Origin of the sequence: Nocardioides sp. WS12, assembly GCF_014108865.1 — a bacterium.
Taxonomy (GTDB): Bacteria; Actinomycetota; Actinomycetes; order Propionibacteriales; family Nocardioidaceae; genus Nocardioides.
Genome location: NZ_CP053928.1, coordinates 565,682 through 586,573, shown reverse-complemented (window position 1 = coordinate 586,573; position 20,892 = coordinate 565,682). Strand labels below are relative to the sequence as shown.

Annotated in this window: 20 protein-coding genes; 10 read left to right on the top strand and 10 right to left on the bottom strand. The window is 65.6% G+C overall.

Annotated features, from left to right (window positions below):
- Positions 1-5 precede the first annotated feature (5 nt).
- Positions 6-473: a hypothetical protein gene (locus HRC28_RS02660; RefSeq protein WP_182378651.1), complete on the bottom strand. Its 468-nt coding sequence runs from the start codon at positions 471-473 to the stop codon at positions 6-8.
- A gap of 1,292 nt (positions 474-1,765) precedes the next feature.
- Here HRC28_RS02660 and HRC28_RS02655 point away from each other — a divergent pair.
- Entirely contained in the window at positions 1,766-2,176 is a 411-nt protein-coding gene (locus tag HRC28_RS02655) for a hypothetical protein (RefSeq protein ID WP_182378650.1), read from the top strand.
- 214 nt (positions 2,177-2,390) lie between these two features.
- On the opposite strand, the gene HRC28_RS02650 is transcribed toward HRC28_RS02655, so the two are convergent.
- Positions 2,391-3,497 (bottom strand): HigA family addiction module antitoxin, encoded by a 1,107-nt coding sequence (locus HRC28_RS02650; protein WP_182378649.1) that lies wholly within the window; start codon positions 3,495-3,497, stop codon positions 2,391-2,393.
- Positions 3,498-3,525: 28 nt separating this feature from the next.
- The gene (locus HRC28_RS02645) at positions 3,526-3,834 is read right to left on the bottom strand and encodes a type II toxin-antitoxin system RelE/ParE family toxin (protein ID WP_202033203.1); all 309 of its coding nucleotides are present in this window, start codon (positions 3,832-3,834) and stop codon (positions 3,526-3,528) included.
- Positions 3,835-4,244: 410 nt separating this feature from the next.
- Here HRC28_RS02645 and HRC28_RS02640 point away from each other — a divergent pair, with 410 nt between their 5' ends.
- The 6 genes from HRC28_RS02640 to HRC28_RS02615 all read left to right on the top strand — a co-directional run bounded on the left by HRC28_RS02640 (position 4,245) and on the right by HRC28_RS02615 (position 9,833).
- Positions 4,245-5,246: a CBASS oligonucleotide cyclase gene (locus HRC28_RS02640; RefSeq protein WP_182378648.1), complete on the top strand. Its 1,002-nt coding sequence runs from the start codon at positions 4,245-4,247 to the stop codon at positions 5,244-5,246.
- A 14-nt stretch (positions 5,247-5,260) separates the two neighbouring features.
- Positions 5,261-5,749, top strand: a complete 489-nt coding sequence (locus HRC28_RS02635; RefSeq protein ID WP_182378647.1) for a hypothetical protein — start codon at positions 5,261-5,263, stop codon at positions 5,747-5,749.
- A 154-nt stretch (positions 5,750-5,903) separates the two neighbouring features.
- Complete coding sequence (locus HRC28_RS02630; protein WP_182378646.1) at positions 5,904-6,842, top strand: ATP-binding protein; 939 nt, start codon at positions 5,904-5,906, stop codon at positions 6,840-6,842.
- The gene (locus HRC28_RS02625; RefSeq protein WP_182378645.1) at positions 6,839-8,299 is read left to right on the top strand and encodes an SAVED domain-containing protein; all 1,461 of its coding nucleotides are present in this window, start codon (positions 6,839-6,841) and stop codon (positions 8,297-8,299) included. Before HRC28_RS02630 ends, HRC28_RS02625 begins: the two co-directional genes overlap by 4 nt.
- 119 nt (positions 8,300-8,418) lie before the next feature.
- The gene (locus tag HRC28_RS02620; RefSeq protein ID WP_182378644.1) at positions 8,419-9,432 is read left to right on the top strand and encodes a hypothetical protein; all 1,014 of its coding nucleotides are present in this window, start codon (positions 8,419-8,421) and stop codon (positions 9,430-9,432) included.
- Positions 9,433-9,572: 140 nt separating this feature from the next.
- On the top strand, positions 9,573-9,833 hold the full coding sequence (locus HRC28_RS02615; protein ID WP_182378643.1) for a hypothetical protein: 261 nt from the start codon (positions 9,573-9,575) through the stop codon (positions 9,831-9,833).
- Between the two features lie 285 nt (positions 9,834-10,118).
- On the opposite strand, the gene HRC28_RS02610 is transcribed toward HRC28_RS02615, so the two are convergent.
- On the bottom strand, positions 10,119-12,689 hold the full coding sequence (locus tag HRC28_RS02610) for a replicative DNA helicase (protein WP_202033346.1): 2,571 nt from the start codon (positions 12,687-12,689) through the stop codon (positions 10,119-10,121).
- A gap of 594 nt (positions 12,690-13,283) precedes the next feature.
- Between HRC28_RS02610 and HRC28_RS02605 the strand changes: the two genes are divergently transcribed.
- A complete protein-coding gene (locus tag HRC28_RS02605; RefSeq protein WP_237111672.1) occupies positions 13,284-14,651 on the top strand; it encodes an MATE family efflux transporter in 1,368 nt (455 codons plus the stop codon).
- Positions 14,648-15,208: a hypothetical protein gene (locus tag HRC28_RS02600; RefSeq protein ID WP_182378640.1), complete on the top strand. Its 561-nt coding sequence runs from the start codon at positions 14,648-14,650 to the stop codon at positions 15,206-15,208. Before HRC28_RS02605 ends, HRC28_RS02600 begins: the two co-directional genes overlap by 4 nt.
- Before the next feature lie 3 nt (positions 15,209-15,211).
- Here the strand turns inward: HRC28_RS02600 and HRC28_RS02595 are convergent, their stop codons facing one another.
- The 6 genes from HRC28_RS02595 to HRC28_RS02570 all read right to left on the bottom strand — a co-directional run bounded on the left by HRC28_RS02595 (position 15,212) and on the right by HRC28_RS02570 (position 19,996).
- The gene (locus tag HRC28_RS02595; RefSeq protein WP_182378639.1) at positions 15,212-15,862 is read right to left on the bottom strand and encodes a hypothetical protein; all 651 of its coding nucleotides are present in this window, start codon (positions 15,860-15,862) and stop codon (positions 15,212-15,214) included.
- Between the two features lie 174 nt (positions 15,863-16,036).
- Positions 16,037-16,483, bottom strand: a complete 447-nt coding sequence (rplI, locus tag HRC28_RS02590) for a 50S ribosomal protein L9 (RefSeq protein WP_182378638.1) — start codon at positions 16,481-16,483, stop codon at positions 16,037-16,039.
- Positions 16,484-16,511: 28 nt separating this feature from the next.
- Positions 16,512-16,748, bottom strand: coding sequence for a 30S ribosomal protein S18 (gene rpsR / locus HRC28_RS02585; RefSeq protein ID WP_182378637.1), 237 nt, complete (start codon positions 16,746-16,748; stop codon positions 16,512-16,514).
- 76 nt (positions 16,749-16,824) lie between these two features.
- Positions 16,825-17,403, bottom strand: coding sequence for a single-stranded DNA-binding protein (locus HRC28_RS02580; RefSeq protein WP_182378636.1), 579 nt, complete (start codon positions 17,401-17,403; stop codon positions 16,825-16,827).
- A 121-nt stretch (positions 17,404-17,524) separates the two neighbouring features.
- Positions 17,525-17,812, bottom strand: a complete 288-nt coding sequence (gene rpsF, locus HRC28_RS02575) for a 30S ribosomal protein S6 (protein ID WP_056710976.1) — start codon at positions 17,810-17,812, stop codon at positions 17,525-17,527.
- Between the two features lie 186 nt (positions 17,813-17,998).
- The gene (locus tag HRC28_RS02570) at positions 17,999-19,996 is read right to left on the bottom strand and encodes an FHA domain-containing protein (RefSeq protein ID WP_182378635.1); all 1,998 of its coding nucleotides are present in this window, start codon (positions 19,994-19,996) and stop codon (positions 17,999-18,001) included.
- An 86-nt stretch (positions 19,997-20,082) separates the two neighbouring features.
- On the opposite strand from HRC28_RS02570, the gene HRC28_RS02565 reads away from it, so the two are divergent.
- Positions 20,083-20,880 carry a deoxyribonuclease IV gene (locus HRC28_RS02565; protein WP_202033202.1) on the top strand — a complete coding sequence of 266 codons (798 nt, stop codon included), beginning with the start codon at positions 20,083-20,085 and terminating at the stop codon, positions 20,878-20,880.
- The last annotated feature ends 12 nt before the right edge of the window (positions 20,881-20,892 follow it).

The window sequence follows — 20,892 nt, the reverse complement described above, 5'->3', positions numbered from 1 at the left end:
TGCCATCAGTAGCTGAGCGCGGCGCCGTTTCCGGAACTCTCAACCAACATGGCTACACGGCCGAACAACGGATCCCACTTAGATGCGGCGTCCTGGTCGCCCGCCTCGATCGCTTCAAGGGCCTCGACTACGGCCGCGATGCCATCGCTACGCGGCGACTCTCGCAGCGCAACAAACTCGAGTTGGTCCGAGGCAAGCCAGAGCAGATCCACGAGGGTGTCAGTCCCCCTAAGAGCAGTCGTCGGAGCCGGCGCGGCTGCTCGCTGCACCACATAGTTCAGCATGTCGCGTTGACCGTTAAGCAGGATCTTGGCACCGTCAAGGACTGCACGATCTTCCTCGTCTGGCTTGTGTCCATCGGCGACACGAGCGACCGTTTCCCACAACAGCGCCACGAGGGACTGCAGGGCTCGCTCTTCCCTACTGCGCGTGAAACTGACACCACTGCGGCTGTGCGACTGCACAATCCTCACGACGTCATCCCTTCCCAGTCATATTTATGTTCGGCACGCCATACGGCTTGCTGTAGCAGAAACCGTCACGAGTTGCGATGGCCCCGGGTGTCTTAGTCAGTCTCGACCGTTCAGGTAGATCGCGTCTAGAGGAATCTCTGCCGCCATCGTCGCGCACAGCCGACAGTCGGCGCATGAGAACAAGCGTGTTCAGGCCCATGGCGTCCTGGCCTTCCTGTGTCGGAGCAGGCGTTGTTGGCGAACTCGATTCTGTTCTTCGATGGTACGCGTTCGTGCACACACTGGGGCCGATATTTATCGGCGTTTCATGCACACTTCATGGTGGTTCCGCGGACGTCTTCTGAGCTGTTTACGCGTGAGGTTCCTGCTTGCAACCGACCCAACTGCGGCGCGGGATCTACCGCATACAAGCCTGTCAAGGCGCGAGTAGCGAGCACGGTTCTCGAGGCGGAGTACCCTGTTTCGTTGGTGATTCATAGCCGATTGGTCGAGAGGGTGTGTTGTGTCCGACAACGTCCGCCGCTTGCGCCAGCGCTCCTCTCTCGTCCCGGCGTCGTCATCGGTAGCGATCTTCTGCAAGCGGCCGTCTTGCTCAAACCTCGTTCAACGCTCACCCACAGGTCGTCCTTCCGACTTCTGCGACGGCGACTGCCAACTGGCCTACCAACGCGAGCGCAGCGAGGTCCGTAGACACCTCAAGGAGGCACACCGCCTGGCCGCTCAGTACGAGATCGGACCTGGCGGTGAAAGCCGCGCACGTATGAAGAGCACCGACAATCTTGGTTCTGCCAATATCACCAAGGACGTGCCTGCGACGGTGACACGAAGTGAGCAGCCGCCACCTCCGCGGCACTCGGGGAGCGCACCAAGCAACAGAGCAAGTGACCGGGATCTACTCGAGGCGCTTCTCGCGGCGACACACCTAGCGATCGCATCGATCAACTTGAGCAGCGATGAACCGGAACAGTTAGCAACAGCTGTTCACAGATTGACTGCCGCTCAAGCGGCTACCTATGAAGCACTGGTCGCAGGAGATCCGCCGCCTAGGGTCCCGTGACCCAACCGGATCAGCCTCGGACACCAGTCGGCCTATTGACATCGCGCGGCAGGGCTACGCATATGCCGATTCGTGATCACCTGGCGGGCTGAAACGCCCCGCGGTCACAGAGGACCCTTGCCGCGCTCCGATCGGTGGCACGCCGTCGCCCGCCGGGGCGCGGTTTACCAAATATCAACACGAACCACGACACGTCGGGGCACAGGTCGGATCCTCGTGGGTAAGGATGAACCACATGGCGATGAACGGCAGTGACTCAGGGTCGGGCTTGGACGCGGTGATGAACGCACACCCACAACTCAACGCGTTCGGAATCGGTGCCTTCGATTCGCGGAAGAAGTCACCGGAGGAGCGTCGTGCCTACCTCGCTGACGGACGTGCCGCACTGAAGCGGCGTGAGGCGATGGTGATGAAGGTGACCGCCTGGCTTCGGGCCAACATCTCGCCGATCAAAACGCCCTCCGTTGGCAGCTACCGGATGAAGCACGTGGCAGAGAGAGCGCTGGCGGAGTACGTGTCCAATGGCGAACTGATCGCGGCTGCGCTCATTGCCGGATATCCAGTGAAGTACTCGGAGGGGCCCAACGCGAACCTCGGGATGAGCAAGCGTGACGTCGATAGCGTGGACGCAAGGCGCTCGAGCTAGCCGATACAGGTCCTTCCGGCTGCATGTGAGCCACAGGCTGCGCAGTTTGCAAGATCCGCTGAGGCGGGTGTACGACTAGCCACGTCCGGTTGGCTGCCAGCGTTGAGGACGTCGGACTCGCACATTGAACGCAGCTCACAATCCTTAGCTTTGAAGGCGGACCTGTTGAGTCGGCAAGGGTCGGTCGCTTGCCGGGTTCCTTACTGCTCGGGCGCTACTGCCCGAGTGGAGTGAACGTCCCAGCAAGGCTTACGCATAGCGAGTTGCCACGGGAATAGTCGAGCCACCGAACGCGACGCATCTGATGCACAGCGACGCCTGGTGAGATCCCTATGTCCGCGGCCACGCGTCGGATCTCATGGTCGTACGAGAGGCCCCGGAAGGACTCGATGCCCTCGGGGCCGAAGAGCACTGCTCTGGCGAACTGATTTGCCGCCTTCTCTGCGTCTGAGTTTCGCTTCTTCTCGGTCGAGTACTCAAGGTGCATCTCGCCACGGGGATCGTTCAAGACGTGTCCGAGTTCGTGGAAGAACGTCCAGATTACGAACCCGTCTTTGTCCCAGCGGCCCGTTTGTTGGATCACGGGAACCCTCTTGTCGATCCAACGAGTCATGCCAAGAAGCGGGAAGCTTTTGGGGGGCTCAACAACCATGAACACGACTCCAACGTCGGCCAGAATGCTGGCGAGGTCGTTGAGCATCTGGTTGTCAGGCTCGGCTGCACGGGTCCGGAGTTCTGGCAGCCGTGCACGAAGGTTGTCCGGATCAAAGTCGAAGCGGCGTCCGCGCTCGTACTCCTCCGTGAGTTCGCCGGCTCGTAGCCAGGTGCTGAGGAGCGTTCGGTGAATGTTGGCCTTGGCTTCCTTGAGTGCCGCCAAGGCGTAGTCGCCTTGGGTGGCGGAGTCGTGACGATGTAGATACGCATCCCAGGTTCCACACTGATGGAAAGCCAAGAAGTCAGACACCAACTGACCGGGTTTAGAAAGCGTCGCTTTGGTCGCACCGAGCTTCCGAAGGTAAGCCGCAGCATTCGGGTCAATCTGATCGCCATGCGCGCTGAGGGCCTGCTCGTCAGCGATGCGGGCGCGGTCCGCGCGATATGCAGCCTCGTATCGCAACCAAACCTTCGCGGGGATTCCAACGACACGTTCCAGCCTCATTGCTGTTTCGTTGGTGACAGGCGCGCGGCCGTTGATGATCTCGTTGACCTGCTTGCGGCTGGCGCCAAGCATGTCGGCAACCTGCTGTTGGGACAGACCCTGCTCTTCAATCCATTCGTCGAGGTACGCGCCTGGCGGTACTGCGTAATCCGTGGTGGTCATGGTCTCTCCTTCCTAGGCGCTCGACGGGCTAGTTACCGTGGTAGTCGGTGATCTCGATGACGGTCACGGTCACAGCCTCCCAAGTCTCACCGTCTCCCTCGGGGCGGATCACCAGTCGGTAGTTGCCACTCAACTTGCCGGCCCAATGCCCTGGTCGATCGGCAGTGAGTTCGTGCCAGTAGCCAAGTGGGTCATCGTCCTTCAAGTCGCCGACGGTGTCGGCGTTTTCCAGTGCCTTGATCCGAAGTTTGAGCTTGGCGGCGATGTCCGCCCTCTTGCGCTGCATCTCGCGTTCGACGGTGCACACCTTCTCGAGCTTGCGGTCCTCGTACTGCACTCTCAAGGTTGTTACCGATCTCGTTACAGTGTAGCGCGTTTTCGGGTGTATGATTCCATCCTGAGGGTCACTCTGAGCGGCCCTCACGAGTGCGGGATCGGACCATCGAGATCCCTCGCACACTAGTTCGAATGGTAACTGGCGCTCAGGGTCCCCGAGTGCTAGAACTAATGATGGCCGAGATGGCAGCGCTCGACACGCGATGCCGCTGAATCAGCCCAAAACTTCATACCAAAACAGAAGGCCTCGGTCAGACGAGGTCTGAACGAGGCCCACTGGTGTTGCGTAGAGAACATCACCATAGACCTTTTCTGCCAGATCCGAGAAGCCTTCGCGACCTCTGGTGGGTTCAGTCCGTCTCTGCATCCCAGTCGCCTTCGACAACACTTCGTCGAAAGCAGGAACGCTCAATGCATGAGCACGTGACACATCGGACGCTGTCCGACTACGCCCTAAACCGCGTGAACCTTCCATCGGAGACAGCCAAGGCGCGACGTGTGCAGGTCAACCACCTGCGTACCCGCCTCGAGACCTACATCGCGCAACACCCCGACTACGACCTCGTCAAGATGCGCGCGTCGGGAAGCGTGGCAAAGCACACTGCGATCCGAAGCAGCTCGGACGCCGACGTGGCCGCCTACGTTCGCGCGGGCGCTGTCGGCGGTGTCAGCGCAAACGAATCCCAGCTGCTGACGTGGCTGCGTGACCGTTGCATCGAGGTGTACGGAGCGACGAAGGAGTCGAGCGACTTTGAGATCTCCCAGCACGCGGTCGCGATCACGATGCGCGACAGCGGGTTGAAGATCGACGTGGCCCCAGTCCTCTACGAGGGCGAGGGCAACGATCGCGGTTACCTGGTGACGCAGAGCGGCGACCGGGTGCTGACCTCCGTGACGCTGCACCTGGACTTCCTCAACAAGCGGAAGGCCCTCGCCGGCAGCAACTACAAGGAGTTCATCCGTTTGGTGAAGCAGTTCATCAGCCGCGCGAAGCAGGAGAGCCTCGTGGCGGGGGTAGACCTCCGCTTCAAGAGCTTCATGGCCGAGTTGATCGTGGCCCACCTCTGGGACCACGGCTGGAACAGCGAACCGTTCGCCCTCGACGACTACCCCCGAGCGTTCGAGCAGTTCCTCGGGTTCATCGCCAAGACCGAACTGCGCACCCCGATCGTGTTCTCCGACTACTACACGGCGAGCGACGTCGCGAAGTCGTACGACCCGATCCAAATCTGGGACCCTGTGAACCCGGCGAACAACGTCGCCAAGGGTTACACCGACCTCGACCGTCAGCGACTGGTGCAGCGTTGTACGGAGGCACTCGACCAGGTGACATGGGCGAGCATGGCGATGAACAAGGGCGACGCAGTGGATGCGTGGCGAACCCTGTTCGGCCCGACCTTTTCGGGGGCGTGACGATGACTACCTCGATGTCTCGATCGACGACGCTGACCATCACCGACACGCGTCAGATCGCGAGCAAGATGGGCGCGGATCTGCGGAACATGAACACGAGGACCGGATACCCAGCCCTCGATCAAATCCCTCTGTTCGTCGAAGAGGTCGCGCAGTACTTGAAGGCGGGCTACCTCAAGGAGGTCAAGTTCGGATTCCGGAACGGCGACGTGTGGAAGTACTACCTCCGCTACCAGGCTCTCGCAGGAGGCCATCTGACCGACGGCGCACCTGGGGGTCTACCGAATATGGACGTCAGCAACCTGACGTTCTACTCGTACTTGATCACCAACTCGACCTACTCGAGCTTGGCTCAGGCCGATCGTGACTCGTTCGAGCGGGACCTTCCGGTCCAGCGGGCTGGGGCGGCGGAGCCGTCCTCCTACGGCGGGATCACTACCGGTGGCCACTCCTACGCCCGCAACGGCGTCGGTCTGGGCCGCGAGATCTACCGCACTCACTAGCCCTCGGGCAGCCACACGGTCGTCGCCGAAACATTTGTGTCTCCACGACGCGAAACGCCATCGGCGCCCAACATCCCCACCGACCCCAGACCACGCTTGCGCGTTCTCACAGGCACGCGAGCGATAGACCGCCACGAACCTAAGGAACAGTCACATGGGCACCAGCGACCTCTTCCATGAAGTCATCACATTGCCGGAGCCAGTCCGAAGCGCCCGCTACAAGCGACTCGTGGGACTGGACGACCACAAGTCGCGCCTCCGAAAGGAAGCCGCGGTCCTTGCCGATCCCAGCAAGATTGACGCCTGGGCACAGCAGCACCACAACCTCAACTTCAGCGGCAACGTCGCGCTCACCCTGCTGAAGGACCGCGCTCCGCTCTTGCTCTTCGCGGGCGATGTCGGGTCGGGCAAGTCCGCGCTCGCCGAGAGTTTCGGATGTGACCTCGCCGAGCAACTCGGGGTCGACGTGACTCTTTACCGGTTGAAGTTGACCACGCGCGGCGAGGGACATGTCGGCGAGATGACCAACCTCATCGGCAAGGCATTCAACGAGGTCACGAGCGAGGCCAAGATGGGCCGCTCGGCCGACGGCCGGCTCCTCGGGATCACCGTCCTCGTCGTAGACGAGGCGGACGCGTTGGTCCAATCGCGCGAGGCCACGCAGATGCACCACGAGGACCGAGCCGGGGTTGACGCCTTCCTGCAGGGCATCGACGACTTCGCTGGCACCGGCCTCCCGCTGCTCGTCGTGATGTGCACCAACCGGCTTGCGGCGCTCGATCCGGCAGTCCGACGACGCGCAGCCGCGGTCTTCTCGTTTCGTCGACCAAACGACGCCCAGCGGAAGCAGGTGCTGTCCGACGCTCTGGAGGGGTACGGGATTTCCCCAGAGTCCCTCGACAAGCTCGTGTTGGCGACCGGCCCCCAAGGCGCCAAGCGTCCCGGTTTCACCTTCTCCGACCTCACCCAGCGCCTCGTTCCAACCGCGATCCTGGCGGCATACCCCGATCAGGCGCTGAGCGCCGATCTGATCCTCAACGTGGCATCCGACATGGACCCCACGCCCGAGTTCAACGACGCCGCCGCATCGTGACCGCGCTCCGTCCCCGCGCCGCCGTATTGCGGGGTGACGACTACCAACACATCATCGGGCTCTACGAAGCGCTGCAGGTCCTCACTGACCCCGAGCTTGAGTCGGTTCACATCGAAGACGCCGCCGGTGGCGCGTTCGATGACATCGTCGTTCGTCCCACCGTGGAATCTGGACGGCCGACGCGATGGATCCAAGTGAAAGCCGGTGTTTACAACAACGTCGTCATCGACAGCCGATGGCTCACAACAACCCGAACCCCGCGCGGAAAGAGCCCACTCAAGCAATTCCACGAGACATGGCGGACACTTTCGACTGGAGGCGCACCCTACGAGTTGGAACTGCTGTCGAACAAGAACTTCGACCACTCCGATCCCTTGCTCTCGATGATCGACAAGGACTCTGGTCGCGTCTCCCTGGCCGCCCTCGAAGAACTCGGAACAAAGGCGAAGGCGAGGATGCAGCTGGCCGAATGGGCAGAGCACCTGAAGGCACCCGTCGAGGAAGTCCGCGAGTTCGTCGCCTGTGTCCGCTTCCGCAACAGTGAAGCGCCAACGTCCTGGGCCGAACGGTGCGGAACTGTCATGAAGCTTGCGGGTCTGCGCGGTGACGCGGCTGCGGTCAGCCAAGCACAAGCCATGGTGAGGAACTGGGTCAAGACCGGCGTGCGGGAACGCACGAGGTCCGAGATTCTCTCCGAAATGACCGACCTGGGCCTCGTCGCGCGCGGCGGACAACTCCTGCTGACCGTGAATGCCATCGACCACGTGAAGACCACACATCGGCCGAACGCCAGCATTGACATAGTCGACCTCTACGAGGGTGACGATCCATTCTCGCGTCGACAACTTGCCGATCCCGCAGACTGGGACCTGCGAGTGCAAACCCTGTTGTCCGACGCCAAGGCCGAACTGTCGGCATTCGACTGCCGTCATCTGCGCATCGTTGCCGCCATGCGTCTACCCATGCACTTTGCCGTCGGACGCACGTTCCCCAAGGTTGCGGGCTGGGTTCTGTCAGTCGACCAGAACGGCACCGAATGGACAACGAACGCACAGCCAACTGACGCGAACCTCGACGTCAGGCACACCGAACTGGACCTCGGGCCAGACCTCGCGGTGGTCATTGAACTCGCAACACCGGCCACGGACGACGTCCGGAAACACGTCGAACAGGCAGGGATACCCATCAAGCAGATCACGACCTTGTCGGTGCCTGAAGGCGCGGTCGGCAGTACCGTTCCGGGTCCAGCGTGGGCTGTCAACTGGGTCGGACAGGCGCGGAACGCCGTACGCGAGACAGTCCGCGAATCCGATACCCGACACATCCATCTGTTCATCGCGGCACCCGCCGGCATCGCTCTGATGCTGGGGCACGAGTGGAACCTGCTGCCGACAACGACCATCTACGAGCACGTCGGATGGGGCTACGCGCCCGTGGGCCAAGCTTCCGGCTACTGACCATGCCCCCTCCTCACAGGCTTGTTGACGCCCCCATCTGGTTACTAGGCAGCGTTCCAGGTGTCTCTCGCAACGAGCGCTCCTGGGCCGCGTCCCCCTGCGCTGCAGGGACCTAGCGCATGGCAGCCGTCGACGCGCTGCTGGCGCACACCGAGTTCCGCGAGGCGTTCCGACCCGGTCCAGGCCGCCCTCATCTTGAAGGCATGGCGCAGGCATTCATCGAGGACGCAGCGCCCACGAACATCGGGCCACCCGACGTCTTAATGGAGCGATGGCAGCGAGCCACCGAGATGGCCGAGACCTTCTACGTCGACCCGCAGATGCGTGACGTCGTGACAGCCGCTGCCGGGTCACTACCAACTGAGGAACTCCTCGCCGAAGACTTGCCGTCCTCACACGGATTCGTTCTCATCCCCGGCGGTGTGGGTCAGGTCGATACGTTCGGACGGCTCATCGTCATCAACGCTGTTCTCTGGATGACCTCCGGCGGACAGGTCAACATGCTGATGCTGACCGATAAGTACGACCCCAACGACTACTACAACAACGAGCAGGGCGTGACCATCCCCGCGAGCCTGCCTCGATTCATGCCGTCCGCACTCCTTGCTGCCAGCATCGGAAAGCCGCTACCAAAGAAACAGACCTTCGCTTCAGCGCTGCCGACGAACATCCATGCGGAGCAGCGCGAGGAACCCGACGGGTCTGTGCGCCTCCACATTCTCCGACAGGACGGCTCGCAAGCACACGAGGACGATGTACCCGACCTCGACTTCGGGTTCCACCCCGACCCCGTCACACGGTGGCTGGTCGCAATGTGGAGGCTCATGCAGCAGTCCATCGTCACCGTCGACCACGAGGAACCCACCCGACAAGTTCGGCGACAGTTGCAGCGTCGCAACCAAGAAGCACGGAAGGTGTCGGTCATCGCCCTGCGACGCAAGACCTACCCCGGCGCCGGAGTCCGAGACGTGGAGTGGACCCATCGGTGGATTCGTCGCGGACACTGGCGACAGCAGCCATACAAAGAAAACGATGATTGGGTGAAGCGAGCCATCTGGATTCACCCAACCATCTGCGGTCCCGTGGACAAGCCGCTCCTCGTCCGCGACCGCGTGTACAGCCTCAAGCAATAGTCCCACCGGCTCCAAACCAAGCCAAGCGACGAGACCCAAACGAACTGCGCCCATCTTCGGGTCCACACCAAATAGGCGGCATGCAGCGCCACCGTCAAAGCCACCAGATCCACATCGAGCGATGAAAGTATGGAGAAGCCATGATCGATATCACTGAGTTCGAGCAGCAGCTGCGCATCGAGGTCGCCGAGGCTGAGGCGAACGCCCAGCGCGCCTTCGCCTCCTTCCGAGAAACCGACGCGCACCCAAACAGCAGCGATTACCAGATGACCAAGTCGAACGCCCTGATGTCCGGGGGCGTCTACACCGGCCTCACGAAGGCACTGAGCCTCATCACCGGCGACCAAGAGTTCGAGCGCGCGAATGCCGCCGTACTGTCCTGGCTAAGGCCTTCCGCCTAAACGGAGCTGCCTCAGCCACGCGCTGGTCGAGTCGTCCCACGCCACGGACTGCTCAACGCCACATGCGGTCACGATCGCTCCCCGTCGCCGACGTCTGCTGCTGTCCTGTACGCGTATTCAGATTCCACCAACGAACTTGTGTCGTCGCCGCTGACACTTTCGTACCGTGCTCACCAGCCAACAGCTGTTCTCGGTTGCGGAGAATGGCTGCATCAACCACCAAAGACTGCGTGAAGTGGTGATTCAACTGCGAACTGCGCAAAGTAGCGCCACTCGCAGCACGGGTCAGTGCGCCATGTCGACGAAGCGGCTGTAGTGACCCTGGAAGGCCACGGTGACATCGCGAGTGGCGCCGTTACGGTGCTTGGCAACGATCAGGTCGGCCTCGCCGGGGCGGGTCGACTCCTTCTCGTAGACGTCCTCGCGGTGCAGCAGGATCACCATGTCCGCATCTTGTTCAATGCTGTTGTGGAGGGCGATGCCTTCGGCGACGAAGTTGTGGACGCCCAGCACGGTGGCGTCGTACACCGGCTTCTCACCGACGGCCTCGATCGACTTGATCGAGTCCCAGTAGACGTCATTGGTGGCCAGGACCTCGAGGTCCGCAGAGTCCAGCACTGTCGCGACCTTGGCCAGGCGCTCCCGGCTCGGCGAGTGCTTCCACATGGTGGAGCCGGAGAACTGGGTCTCCATCGCGGCCGCGAAGTCGCGGTGGGTGATGCCCTGGTCGCTGAGGATCGACCGCACGTCGTCCCACACCTCCACCGGGATCGTGTCGGTGTTGGTGTTGGGCTGCACCTCGCGAATCAGTTCGCCGATGCGAGTAGCCGTCACGCCACGGGCGCCGTGGACGCCGATCTCGTCGATGAACCGCAGCTGGTTCGCGACGCCGTAGATGTGGAGATGGAAACCGTCGCGGTAGCCCTCCTTGCGCACCCGCTTGACCCGGGTGAACACGTTGTAGCGGCCGAGCAGGCGAGCAAGGTCGTCGACGAGTCGACGGCTGGTCGACGCGTAGAAAAGCCGCCCGAGACGACGCTTCTCGTCCCAGTGGACGCATCCGTCGGTGGCCCAGAGGTGCCGGATGAACAGACCGACCTGTTCCTTCGGCAATGAGAACACCCAGTCCGGCACGAACTTCTCGTGGCTGCGAAGCCCGAACAGGCCGTCCTCGTCGAGCCAGGCGGCGATCGGGTTCCGTCGCCCACGGGCGAGCCGGTACGGCGCCGGAAGACGAAGTGTGGTCACGCGCGCGGCGGCGTACTCGTCGCGGATCGCCGTGATCCCGAATCGGCGGCTCGCGGCCTCGGCCACAGCGGTGAGGTTCGCTTCATCCTGGCTCGCGTAGCGGATCGGCTGCCGCTTGACGAAGGATCCGTCTCCCAGCATGTGCGCCAGCACGACCACTTCGTCGGCGTCCCTCGGCGTGATCTCCAGCGGAGGCGGCACGTGCCGGATCACGCCAACGCGGCTGCCTTCGGGCAACTCAGCCAGCGGCATCCAGCCGTTGTAGGTCAGGAACGGGTGGTTGCCTGTGGCCTGCACTCGTCGACCGGAGGCCAGGGTCACCTCGAAGACCTGCTTCGTGCCGCTCGGAAACGCGTGGGTCAGAGTCCGCGGCACCAGCTTGAGCCGGTCGTCGAGCGCCCATACGGGGACGTCGGTCGCGCCGGTCTCCATCAGCTCACCGAGGCTGATCTCGGCGTTGGTGTCGGCGCGCATCAGCCGGGTGTCCGAAGTCAGGCAGCCGGACTCACGAAGGTCGCTCATCATCGGCTTCTTGTCAGCGCGCTGCTCGGGACCACGGTTCAGCTGCGAGAGCGCGATGATCGGGACCTCGAGCTCCTTGGCCAGCAGCTTCATCTGCCGCGAGAACTCGGAGACCTCGAGCTGACGGGACTCGACCTTCTTGCCGGAGCTCATCAGTTGCAGGTAGTCGATGACCAGGATGCGGAGGTCGTGCTTCTGCTTGAGCCGCCGCGCCTTGGCGCGGATCTCGGTCATCGTCATGTTCGGGGAGTCGTCGATGAACATCGGCGCCGCTGAGATCTTGGCGACGTGACGGGCCAGGCGGTCCCACTCCTCGGTGCCCATCTTGCCGTTGCGGATGTGGTTCAGCGGGATGCGGGCTTCGGCCGAGAGGAGTCGCATCACGATCTCGGCGCGCGTCATCTCGAGGCTGAAGAACGCGCTGGTCATGTTGTTGTGGATCGAGGCCGCCCGGCAAAAATCGAGAGCCAGCGTTGATTTGCCCATGGCCGGTCGAGCGGCGACAACGATCATCTGGCCGGCGTGCAGGCCGTTGGTCAGGTCGTCGAGGTCGGCGAAGCCGGTCGGGACGCCGTAGATGCCGGACTCACGGTTCTCGATCGCCTCGATCTCGTCGAGGACGCCGTCCATGATGTCGCCGAGCGGCGCGTAGTCCTCGGCCTTGCGGCGGTCGGTGACCTGGTAGACCTCGGCCTGGGCCTCGTTGACGATGCTGTCGACGTCGCCCTCGCCGGCGTAGCTGATCTGGACGATCTTGGTGCCCGCGTTGACCAGGCGGCGCAGGATCGACTTCTCGCGCACGATCTCGGCGTAGAAGCCGGCGTTGGCGGCGATCGGGACGTTGGCGGCCAGGGTGTGGAGGTACGGCGCCCCGCCCACCTTCTGGAGCTCACCTCGCCGTTGCAGTTCGCCGGCGACGGTGACCATGTCGGCCGGTTCGCCGCGGCTGTAGAGGTCGAGGATCGTCTCGTGGATCGACTCGTGCGCCGGGCGGTAGTAGTCGGGGCCGCGGAGGACCTCGACGACGTCGGCGATGGCGTCCTTGGAGATGAGCATCGCGCCGAGCACGGACTGCTCGGCAGCCATGTCCTGCGGCGGCACGCGGCCGCCGGCGGACTGCTGGGGGGCGTCACCGGGCGCGTACGCAGCGGGGCCGTCACCCCATTCCGCGGGTGGCTCGGAGGTCCACGACGGCGCGTCGTCCGTGAGACTCACGGTGCCCTCTCCCTCTGTCGTTGCCCTGCAGTTTGATCGAGCGAACTAGCCAACACGGTACGGACTGGCCCCGACACAAAGGGGGAGCCACGCGCCCTACCCCGGGAGGGGCGTCGTGCACCCGGACTGGCAACCTACGGGTCAGTAGCCGTCGCGCGAAAGCGGCCCGTACACAGGGGCTGGGGATAACCTGCGACCGCCCGTGGACGACACGCGTGGATGGTGTGCACGGGCTGGGGAGGAACCTGTGGAGGGAGAGGGCATGCAGAGGGCAAAGTGGCCGCTGACCTGCGCAAACGTTCTCCCAAGCCTGTGGATGAAGAAAAAGTTCGGTGTGATCCTGTTCACGTTGCCGACATACAGGCGTCACCGGGGGTCCCCCTTGGCGCACCTCCGTCCCACCGGAACCACGAGCGCCTATCCACAAGTGCGCCCAAGTTATCCACCGGTCGCGGCAGCGCGCCCGTGAACCGCCTCGTCCGGCGTCCCGAACACCGCCTGCTCGACCGGGAAATCGCCCGCCTGGCGGTCCCCGCATTCCTGGCCCTGGTGGCCGAGCCACTCTTCCTGCTCGGCGACGCCGCCGTCGTCGGACACCTCGGCACCCGCGAACTCGCCGGCCTCGGCATCGCCGGAACGGTGCTGGCCACCATCGTCGGACTCTGCGTGTTCCTCGCGTACGGCACGACCGCCAGCGTCGCGCGCCAACTCGGTGCCGGACACCGGCGCGCGGCGCTCGCCCAGGGCATCGACGGTCTCTGGCTCGCCGTCGCCATCGGCATCCCGGTCACGCTCGCGACCACCTTGCTGGCCGGTCCGCTCGTCGGCCTGTTCGGCGCGTCCGACGCCGTCAACGACCCCGCGACGACGTACCTCCGGATCGCCGCAGGCGGCATCACACCGCTGCTCCTCGTGCTCGCCACGACCGGGGTGCTCCGCGGCCTGCAGGACACCCGGACCCCGCTGGTCGTCGCCATCGTCGGCAACCTCGCCAACATCGCCCTCAACATCCTCCTCGTGTACGGCGCCGGCCCGGTCCCGCGCCTGGAGATCGCCGGTTCGGCACTCGGGTCGGTGATCGCCCAGGTCGGCATGGCCGTGGCGCTGGTGCTCGTCGTGGTCCGTGCCGCGCGACGGGAGGACGCCGACTTGCGCCCCGACCTGCCCGGGGTCCGCGCGGCAGCCCGGGCCGGCGTACCCCTGCTGGTGCGGACCCTGACCCTGCGCGCCTCGCTGCTCGTCACCACCTACGCCGTGGTGCTGGCGGCCGGCTCGGCCGGCGACGACGCGGTCCCCATCGCCACCCACCAGTTGGCCCTGACCCTGTGGGGCTTCCTCGCGTTCGTGCTCGACGCCATCGCCATCGCAGCGCAAGCCATCACCGGCCGCCACCTGGGCGCGGGCGACGTGGCTGCCGCCCGCGCGGTGACGAACCGCATGGTGGGCTGGGGCGTCGTGAGCGGCGTGGTCACCGGCGTCCTCCTCGCCGCCTCGAGCCCCTGGCTCGGAGCGCTGTTCACCCCCGACCAGGGGGTGCGCGACGCGCTCGTCCCTGTGTTGCTCGTGGCCGCCGCAGCGCAACCGATCGCGGGCGTCGTGTTCGTCCTCGACGGGGTCCTGATCGGCGCCGGCGACGGCCGCTATCTGGCGGTCGCCGGACTCATCGTGCTCTGCGGCTACGCTCCCGTCGTGCTGCTGACGAGTGGACTGGGGGCCGGGCTGCCCTGGCTGTGGGTGGTGTTCGGTGCGCTCTTCATGGGCGGCCGCCTCGCCACCCTGCTGCACCGCGCCGCGGGCGACCGCTGGCTGATCACCGGCGCCGGAGTGCGATGAAGCCGCTCTACTGGATCGCCGCCGGGCTCGCGCTCGTTGTCTTCACCAAGGCGCCTCCCGACCGCTACGACTACTCCGAAGTGCTCGGCAACGCCTTCGTCCTGATCGGCTGGATCAAGCTCGCGCGGGCGCGGCCGGAGATCCCGCTGCGCCTGACGCTCTGGTACCTCGTCGTCCTCGCCTTCGTGCTCTCCATCGTGCTCAGCGCCGCGGACGCCCGCGCCTGGCTCGAGGACGCCGACGCCGCCGTCATCTGGGCAGCCTCACTGCCCGCACTCGGCTTCCAGGCCGCGCTCTGCCACGCCATGACCCGGCAGGCCAGCGCCGGAAAGGCCCGCGGGGGTTGGTGGTGGACGGTCGCCGAGGCCGGCATCCTGATCGCCCTCGTCGCCACCGTGTTGTACGACGGCGCCGACTGGGACTGGCTCTACGGCGTCGGCACCGTCGGGCTCGCCGGGGTGCTCCTCGTCATGCTCCTGTGCCTGGTCTACGGCCCGGCCGTCTGGGCAGGTGGCCCGGAACCGGAGGCAGAGGTCGAGGATGCCGAGGCGACCTGACGATCAGCCCTGCAGCGCCGCGAGCACCAACTCGGCAAGGGCGATCGACTGACTGCGCGGGTCACCCTCGTAGTCGACGCCGTCCTCGTACTCCAGTTCGACCGCGACCAGTGCCGTCGAGGAGCAGGCGCGCAGCGTTGCCGCCAACGGCGGGGCGTCGCTGACCTTCCACCAGCCATCGGTGGCGCCGGCGACGTCATCGGCCGGCTCGAGGATGGCCGAGCTCTCGCTCGGCTGCGGGCAACCGAAGCCGCCCTCAGTGAAGTCATCGGGACCGCTGACCGCGACCGTCACCTGAACCAGGTCGGTGGCCACGAAGGAGCAGTTGTCGCTCTCCCAGACGAACGCGCCCTCGCCGTGGGAGCCGCCGCCGGCCACACCCGACCCGAAGGAGACACCAAAGGCCCTCGCGACGTCATCGGAGGTGACCACATCGCACGCCGCCGGCAGTCCGGCCGGTGCGGCCGAGGTGGTCTCGGCCGGAGCGGTCGTCGTCTCGGTCGGAGTCGTGGCCGTTTCGGACACGTCCGGGGTGCTCGGGGTGTCCGTGGGCGTCGAGAAGCCCGATCCGTCGATGCCTCCGTCCTCACTGCAGCCGGTCAGCACCGGAACGAGAAGCAGGAAGGCAGCGGGCCAGAGCCGTCGTACGCGCACAGGAACTCCTGGGGTGGGGGAAGTCCCCCAAAACTAGCGGCCCGGCCGGCAGCGCGGCGGGAGGCGCCGTCGGCAGCTTGCTGCCCGCAGCAGCGACGAAGACGCGCTCGGCCCGAAAAACGCCGCGTGGCCGGCCCCAGAGGGACCGGCCACGCGGAAGGTGCTTGCTTCGAATCAGCCAGGGATCACGTTGAGCGCGACCGCGACGGTCACGTCGTCGTGCAGCTTCACCGACACGGCGTGGTTGCCCAGCGCCTTGATCGGGTTGCCGAGCACGATGGTGCGCTTGTCGATCGCCTCGCCGGCAGCTTCGCCGAGCGCGGCGGCGATGTCGGCAGCGGTGACCGCGCCGAACAGCCGGCCGCCCTGGCCGGCCTTCACCTTGACGTCGACCGGCTTGCCCTCGAGCTTGGCCTTGATCTCGGCGGCGTGCGCCTCGTCACGAACCGCGCGAGCGGCCCGGGCCTGCTTGATGGAGTCGGCCTGCGCCTGCGCGCCACGGGTCCAACGAATACCGAAGCCGCGCGGGAGGAGGTAGTTACGGCCGTAGCCGTCCTTGACCTCGACCACGTCGCCAGCGGCACCGAGGCCGTCGACTTCCTGGGTCAGGATGATCTTCATGTCAGTCTCCTTTTCTCAGCGTCGCTGATCAGCGGCCGGCGGAGGTGTAGGGCAACAGTGCGACCTCGCGGGCGTTCTTCACCGCGATGGCGACGTCCCGCTGGTGCTGGACGCAGTTGCCGGTCACCCGACGGGCGCGGATCTTGCCGCGGTCGGAGATGAACTTCTTCAGGAGGCCGGTGTCCTTGTAGTCGACACCGGTCGCCTTCTCCTTGCAAAACTGGCAAACCTTTTTCTTGGGCTTGCGGACGACTGCCTTCGCCATTGTGGTGCTCCTCCTCAGAGCCCGGCCGCGGCTGCCTGGTCAGGCGGCTTGGCCGGAATGGTTGATGTGTTGTTGCTTAGAAAGGGGGCTCGTCGGCCGAGACACCCGGTGCGGCCCACGGGTCGCCAGCCGGCGCCCCGCCACCCGCGTTGCCACCGGACGGCGCCGAAGCACCGCCACCGTTGCCCCACGGGTCATTGCCGGCCGGACGGCCGCCACCCTGGTTGCCGCCACCCTGGCCACCGCCGTAGCCGCCGCCCTGACCGCCGGCACCCTGGCCGCCGCCGGAGCGGGCAGCACGGGTGACCTTGGCCGTGGCGAACGTGAGCGACGGGCCGATTTCCTCGACCTGAAGCTCGTTGACCGTGCGCTTCTCGCCCTCACGCGTTTCGTAAGAGCGGGAGACGAGTCGGCCCTGAGCGATGACCTTCATGCCCTTCTGGAGGGACTCGGCGACGTTCTCCGCCGCCTGCCGCCAGATCGAGCACCGCAGGAAGAGGGTTTCCCCGTCCTCCCAGGCGTTGCTCTCGCGCTTGAAGATGCGAGGGGTCGACGCCACCGTGAAGTTGGCAACCGCGGCGCCGGAGGGCGTGAAACGCAGCTCCGGGTCGTCGGTCAGGTTGCCGATTACGGTGATGATGGTGTCGCCAGCCATGGTGCTCTCCTGGGTGAGGGTGGGTTCGAGTGGCCAACCCGGGTCAGACCCGGGTGATGGCCCCCATCGTTGCCTGTGGGGCCGACATTGAGTAGCGGTCGTCCACAGGCGACGGGGATCCTCAGATGGTGGGTCGAATGACCTTGGTCCGCAGGATGACCTCGTTGAGGCCGAGCTGACGGTCGAACTCGTCGACGGTCGCCGGCTCTGCGGTCAGCTTGATGATCGCGTAGATGCCTTCGGCATTCTTCTTGATCTCGTAGGCAAGACGGCGCTTGCCCCAGATGTCGACGTTGTCGACGGTTCCTCCGTCATTACGAATGACGTTGAGGTACTTGTCGAGCGACGGCTGAACCGTACGCTCATCGAGGCTCGGGTCGAGGATGACCACGACTTCATAGTTACGCAAAGCGGTCTCCACCTCCTCTGGACTTGGCGGCCGCGGACTTTCCGTGGCAGGAGGGCTCTGCACACCGATCCGGATCTGCCCGGTTCGGTGGGTACGGCGCCTTGCGGCACCGGACAGGAGAGGTTAACAGCGCAGGACGCGTGCCTCCCAATCGAGCCAATCCAGCCAATCCGGCAACGAGAGTCGCTACTCGAACAGCACCGGGTTCTGGATCTCGACGTCGCCGATGACCAGGACTGCGTTGGCTCCTTCGAGGTCTGCGGGCAGGTCCAGGCTGACCGTCGCGCACACCTGGTCGGACCCGAGCGTCCATTCACCCTCGGACGATCCGAGCACGTCTCCGTCGGGATTGCGCAGCTCGAGCGTGAACTCGGTGCCGTCGGCGAGCCCCCGCACCGCGAAGTGCGCGAAGAGCGTCGCGGGCAGCGTCACGCCCGCCAGCGTCTGCGGGTCATCCAGCGTGCTCGGCTCCGAGCACTCGCTCTCCCCGTCGAGCGACCAACCGGCGCCACCCGCGCTCGCCTGACCCATCGGGTCGGCCGGCGGCTCCGGTACGTCGTCGAGGTACGGCGACACGTAGTCAGGGTCGCCGCCCTTCTTCGCGATCTCGACGATCTCCTTGGTCAGATTGACGGGCCGGATCCGCGCCGAGCCGCCGGTGAACGCGCCACCGGCACCGGACTCGCCGACCGACGCCTCGGTCACGACCGCACTGTTGATGCCGACGAGCTCGCCGTCGAGGTTGATCGAGGCGCCGCCGGAGTTGCCGGACCCGATCCGGATGTCGCTGTCGATCCACGCCCGCGGACTGTCGACCGCGGTCTCGGTCAGGAAGGTCGACACGACTCCGCGCGTGACGGTGAGGCCGCTCTCGATGCCGTCGTCGGACGCCACGTGCGCGACCGCGGGGAAGCCGAGTGCCGTGATCTCGTCACCGGTGCGCAAGTCGTCGCTGTTCCCGAGCTCCACCGGCTCGGGCAGGTCGAGGTCACCCTTGATCTCCTTGCCCTCGGCATCAGCGGTGATCTTGAGGATCGCGAGGTCGAGGACGCCGTCAGCGACGATCGGTTCGGCCGTGTACGACGCCGCGACGGGCACGTCATCGTTCATGGAGGTGAGCGCGATCCGCAACGCAGCCGGGTCGTCGGCCGGCGGCTGCTGGCCCGGCGCACTGGGCTTGCCCACGTGCGCGTTCGTCAGGATCAGGCCGTCGTCGCTGATGATCGTGCCGGAGCCGGTGTACATCGGCTCACCGCTCTCGTCGACGGCGATGATCAACACGCTGGCGAGCTTGGCGCGGTCGAGTTCGGCGGTCGTCAGCCCGTCGTCGGAACCGCCGGGTTCACGCGCGTTCGACGACTCGTCGCCGCCACCGAGCAGGACCGCAGCCGTGACGCCTCCGCCGACGAGAACCAGCGCAGCGACGATGCCGCCGACCAGGGCAGCGGTCCGCTTGCGCTTCTTCTTCGCGATCGACTTCTGGGCCTTGCCGGCCTCCACGATCGGGATCACCTCGACCTCGGCGCCCGCAGTGGGGTGGCCGAGCATCAGCGTCGTCGGATCGGTGAGCTTGCGCTGGGCGACCCGGTCCTCCTCCAGGTACGTCCCGGCGGTCGACCGGTCGACGTACCACCAGCCGTCGGGGCGGCCCTCGATCACACCGTGCAGCCGGGAGACCGACGGGTCGTCGACGGTGACTTCGTTCGCGGGGTCGCGACCGATCCGTACGACGCTGCCCGGCGGGAAGCGCAGCGGGCCGGTCGCCGTACGCACGAGCACGCCGGAGCCGCCGACGTAGTTCGGCCCCAGCGGACCCACGCCGGGGAGCACCGTCTGGGCGAGGCCCGGCGGGATGCCGGCGACGTCGACGGGGGCGGCCGGGCGCTGGGCCGGGGCCGCCGGGGTGAGCACCAGTTCCTCACCGTCGCTGGAGCCGAAGCGGATCGCCGTACGACCGTTGACGCGGACCTCGGTGACGCGCACGGCGCCCTGCCAGGTGCCGCTGCTGGACCCGCTGTCGACGAGCGACCAGCCGGAGCCGTCGTACCTCAACTGCGCGTGTTGGCGGGAAACGGACGGTCCGCTGAGGACGATGTCGCAGCCGGGGTCGCGACCGATCGTCACGGGGCGCTGTCCATCGAAGTCCCACGCTCGGCCCGAGACCTCTGCATGAAGGGTGCTCACAGCGTCGAACGCTAGCCCGTGCGCCCCTCGGCGGCGATCCGCACCGCCGGGCACGACTGTCGTCGCCGCTGCCTACGATGGCGGCCATGAGCGAGTTGCGCATCGGAGCCCACGTCGACCAGACCGACCCCATCGGCGAGGCCCGCGCCCGCAACGCCCCGCTGGTGCAGTTCTTCCTCGGCAATCCGCAGTCCTACAAGGGCCCCGTCCTTGAGTACGACGGCGGGCCGGCGCAGTTGCGCGCCGACGCCGAGGAGGCCGGGGTCGACCTGTACGTGCACGCGCCGTACCTGATCAACGTGGCGACCACGAACAACCGCCAGCGGATCCCGAGCCGCAAGTTGCTGCAGCAGCACGTCGACGCCGCCGCCGAGATCGGCGCGAAGGGCCTGATCGTGCACGGCGGGCACGTCACCGACGAGGACGACCCGGCCAAGGGCTTCGACAACTGGCGCAAGGCGATCGAGGCCACCGACCTCAAGCTCCCCCTGCTGATCGAGAACACCGCGGGCGGCACCAACGCGATGACCCGCTACCTCGACCGGATCAAGGGCACCTGGGATGCGATCGGGGCGGCCGAGGGCGCCGACATGGTCGGCTTCTGCCTCGACACCTGCCACGCCCACGCGGGTGGCAACCGGCTCGAGACGATCGTCGACGACATCCTCGCCATCACCGGCCGGATCGACCTGGTGCACGCCAACGACAGCCGCGACGACTTCGACTCCGGCGCCGACCGGCACGCCAACTTCGGCGCCGGCCGGATCGACCCCGACCTGCTCGCGCAGGTGGTCCGCGACGCCGGTGCCCCGGTGGTCTGCGAGACGCCGGGCGGTGCCGAGGAACACGTCACCGACTTCAAGTGGTTGCGGGAGCGGCTCTGAGTCGCGTTTCCC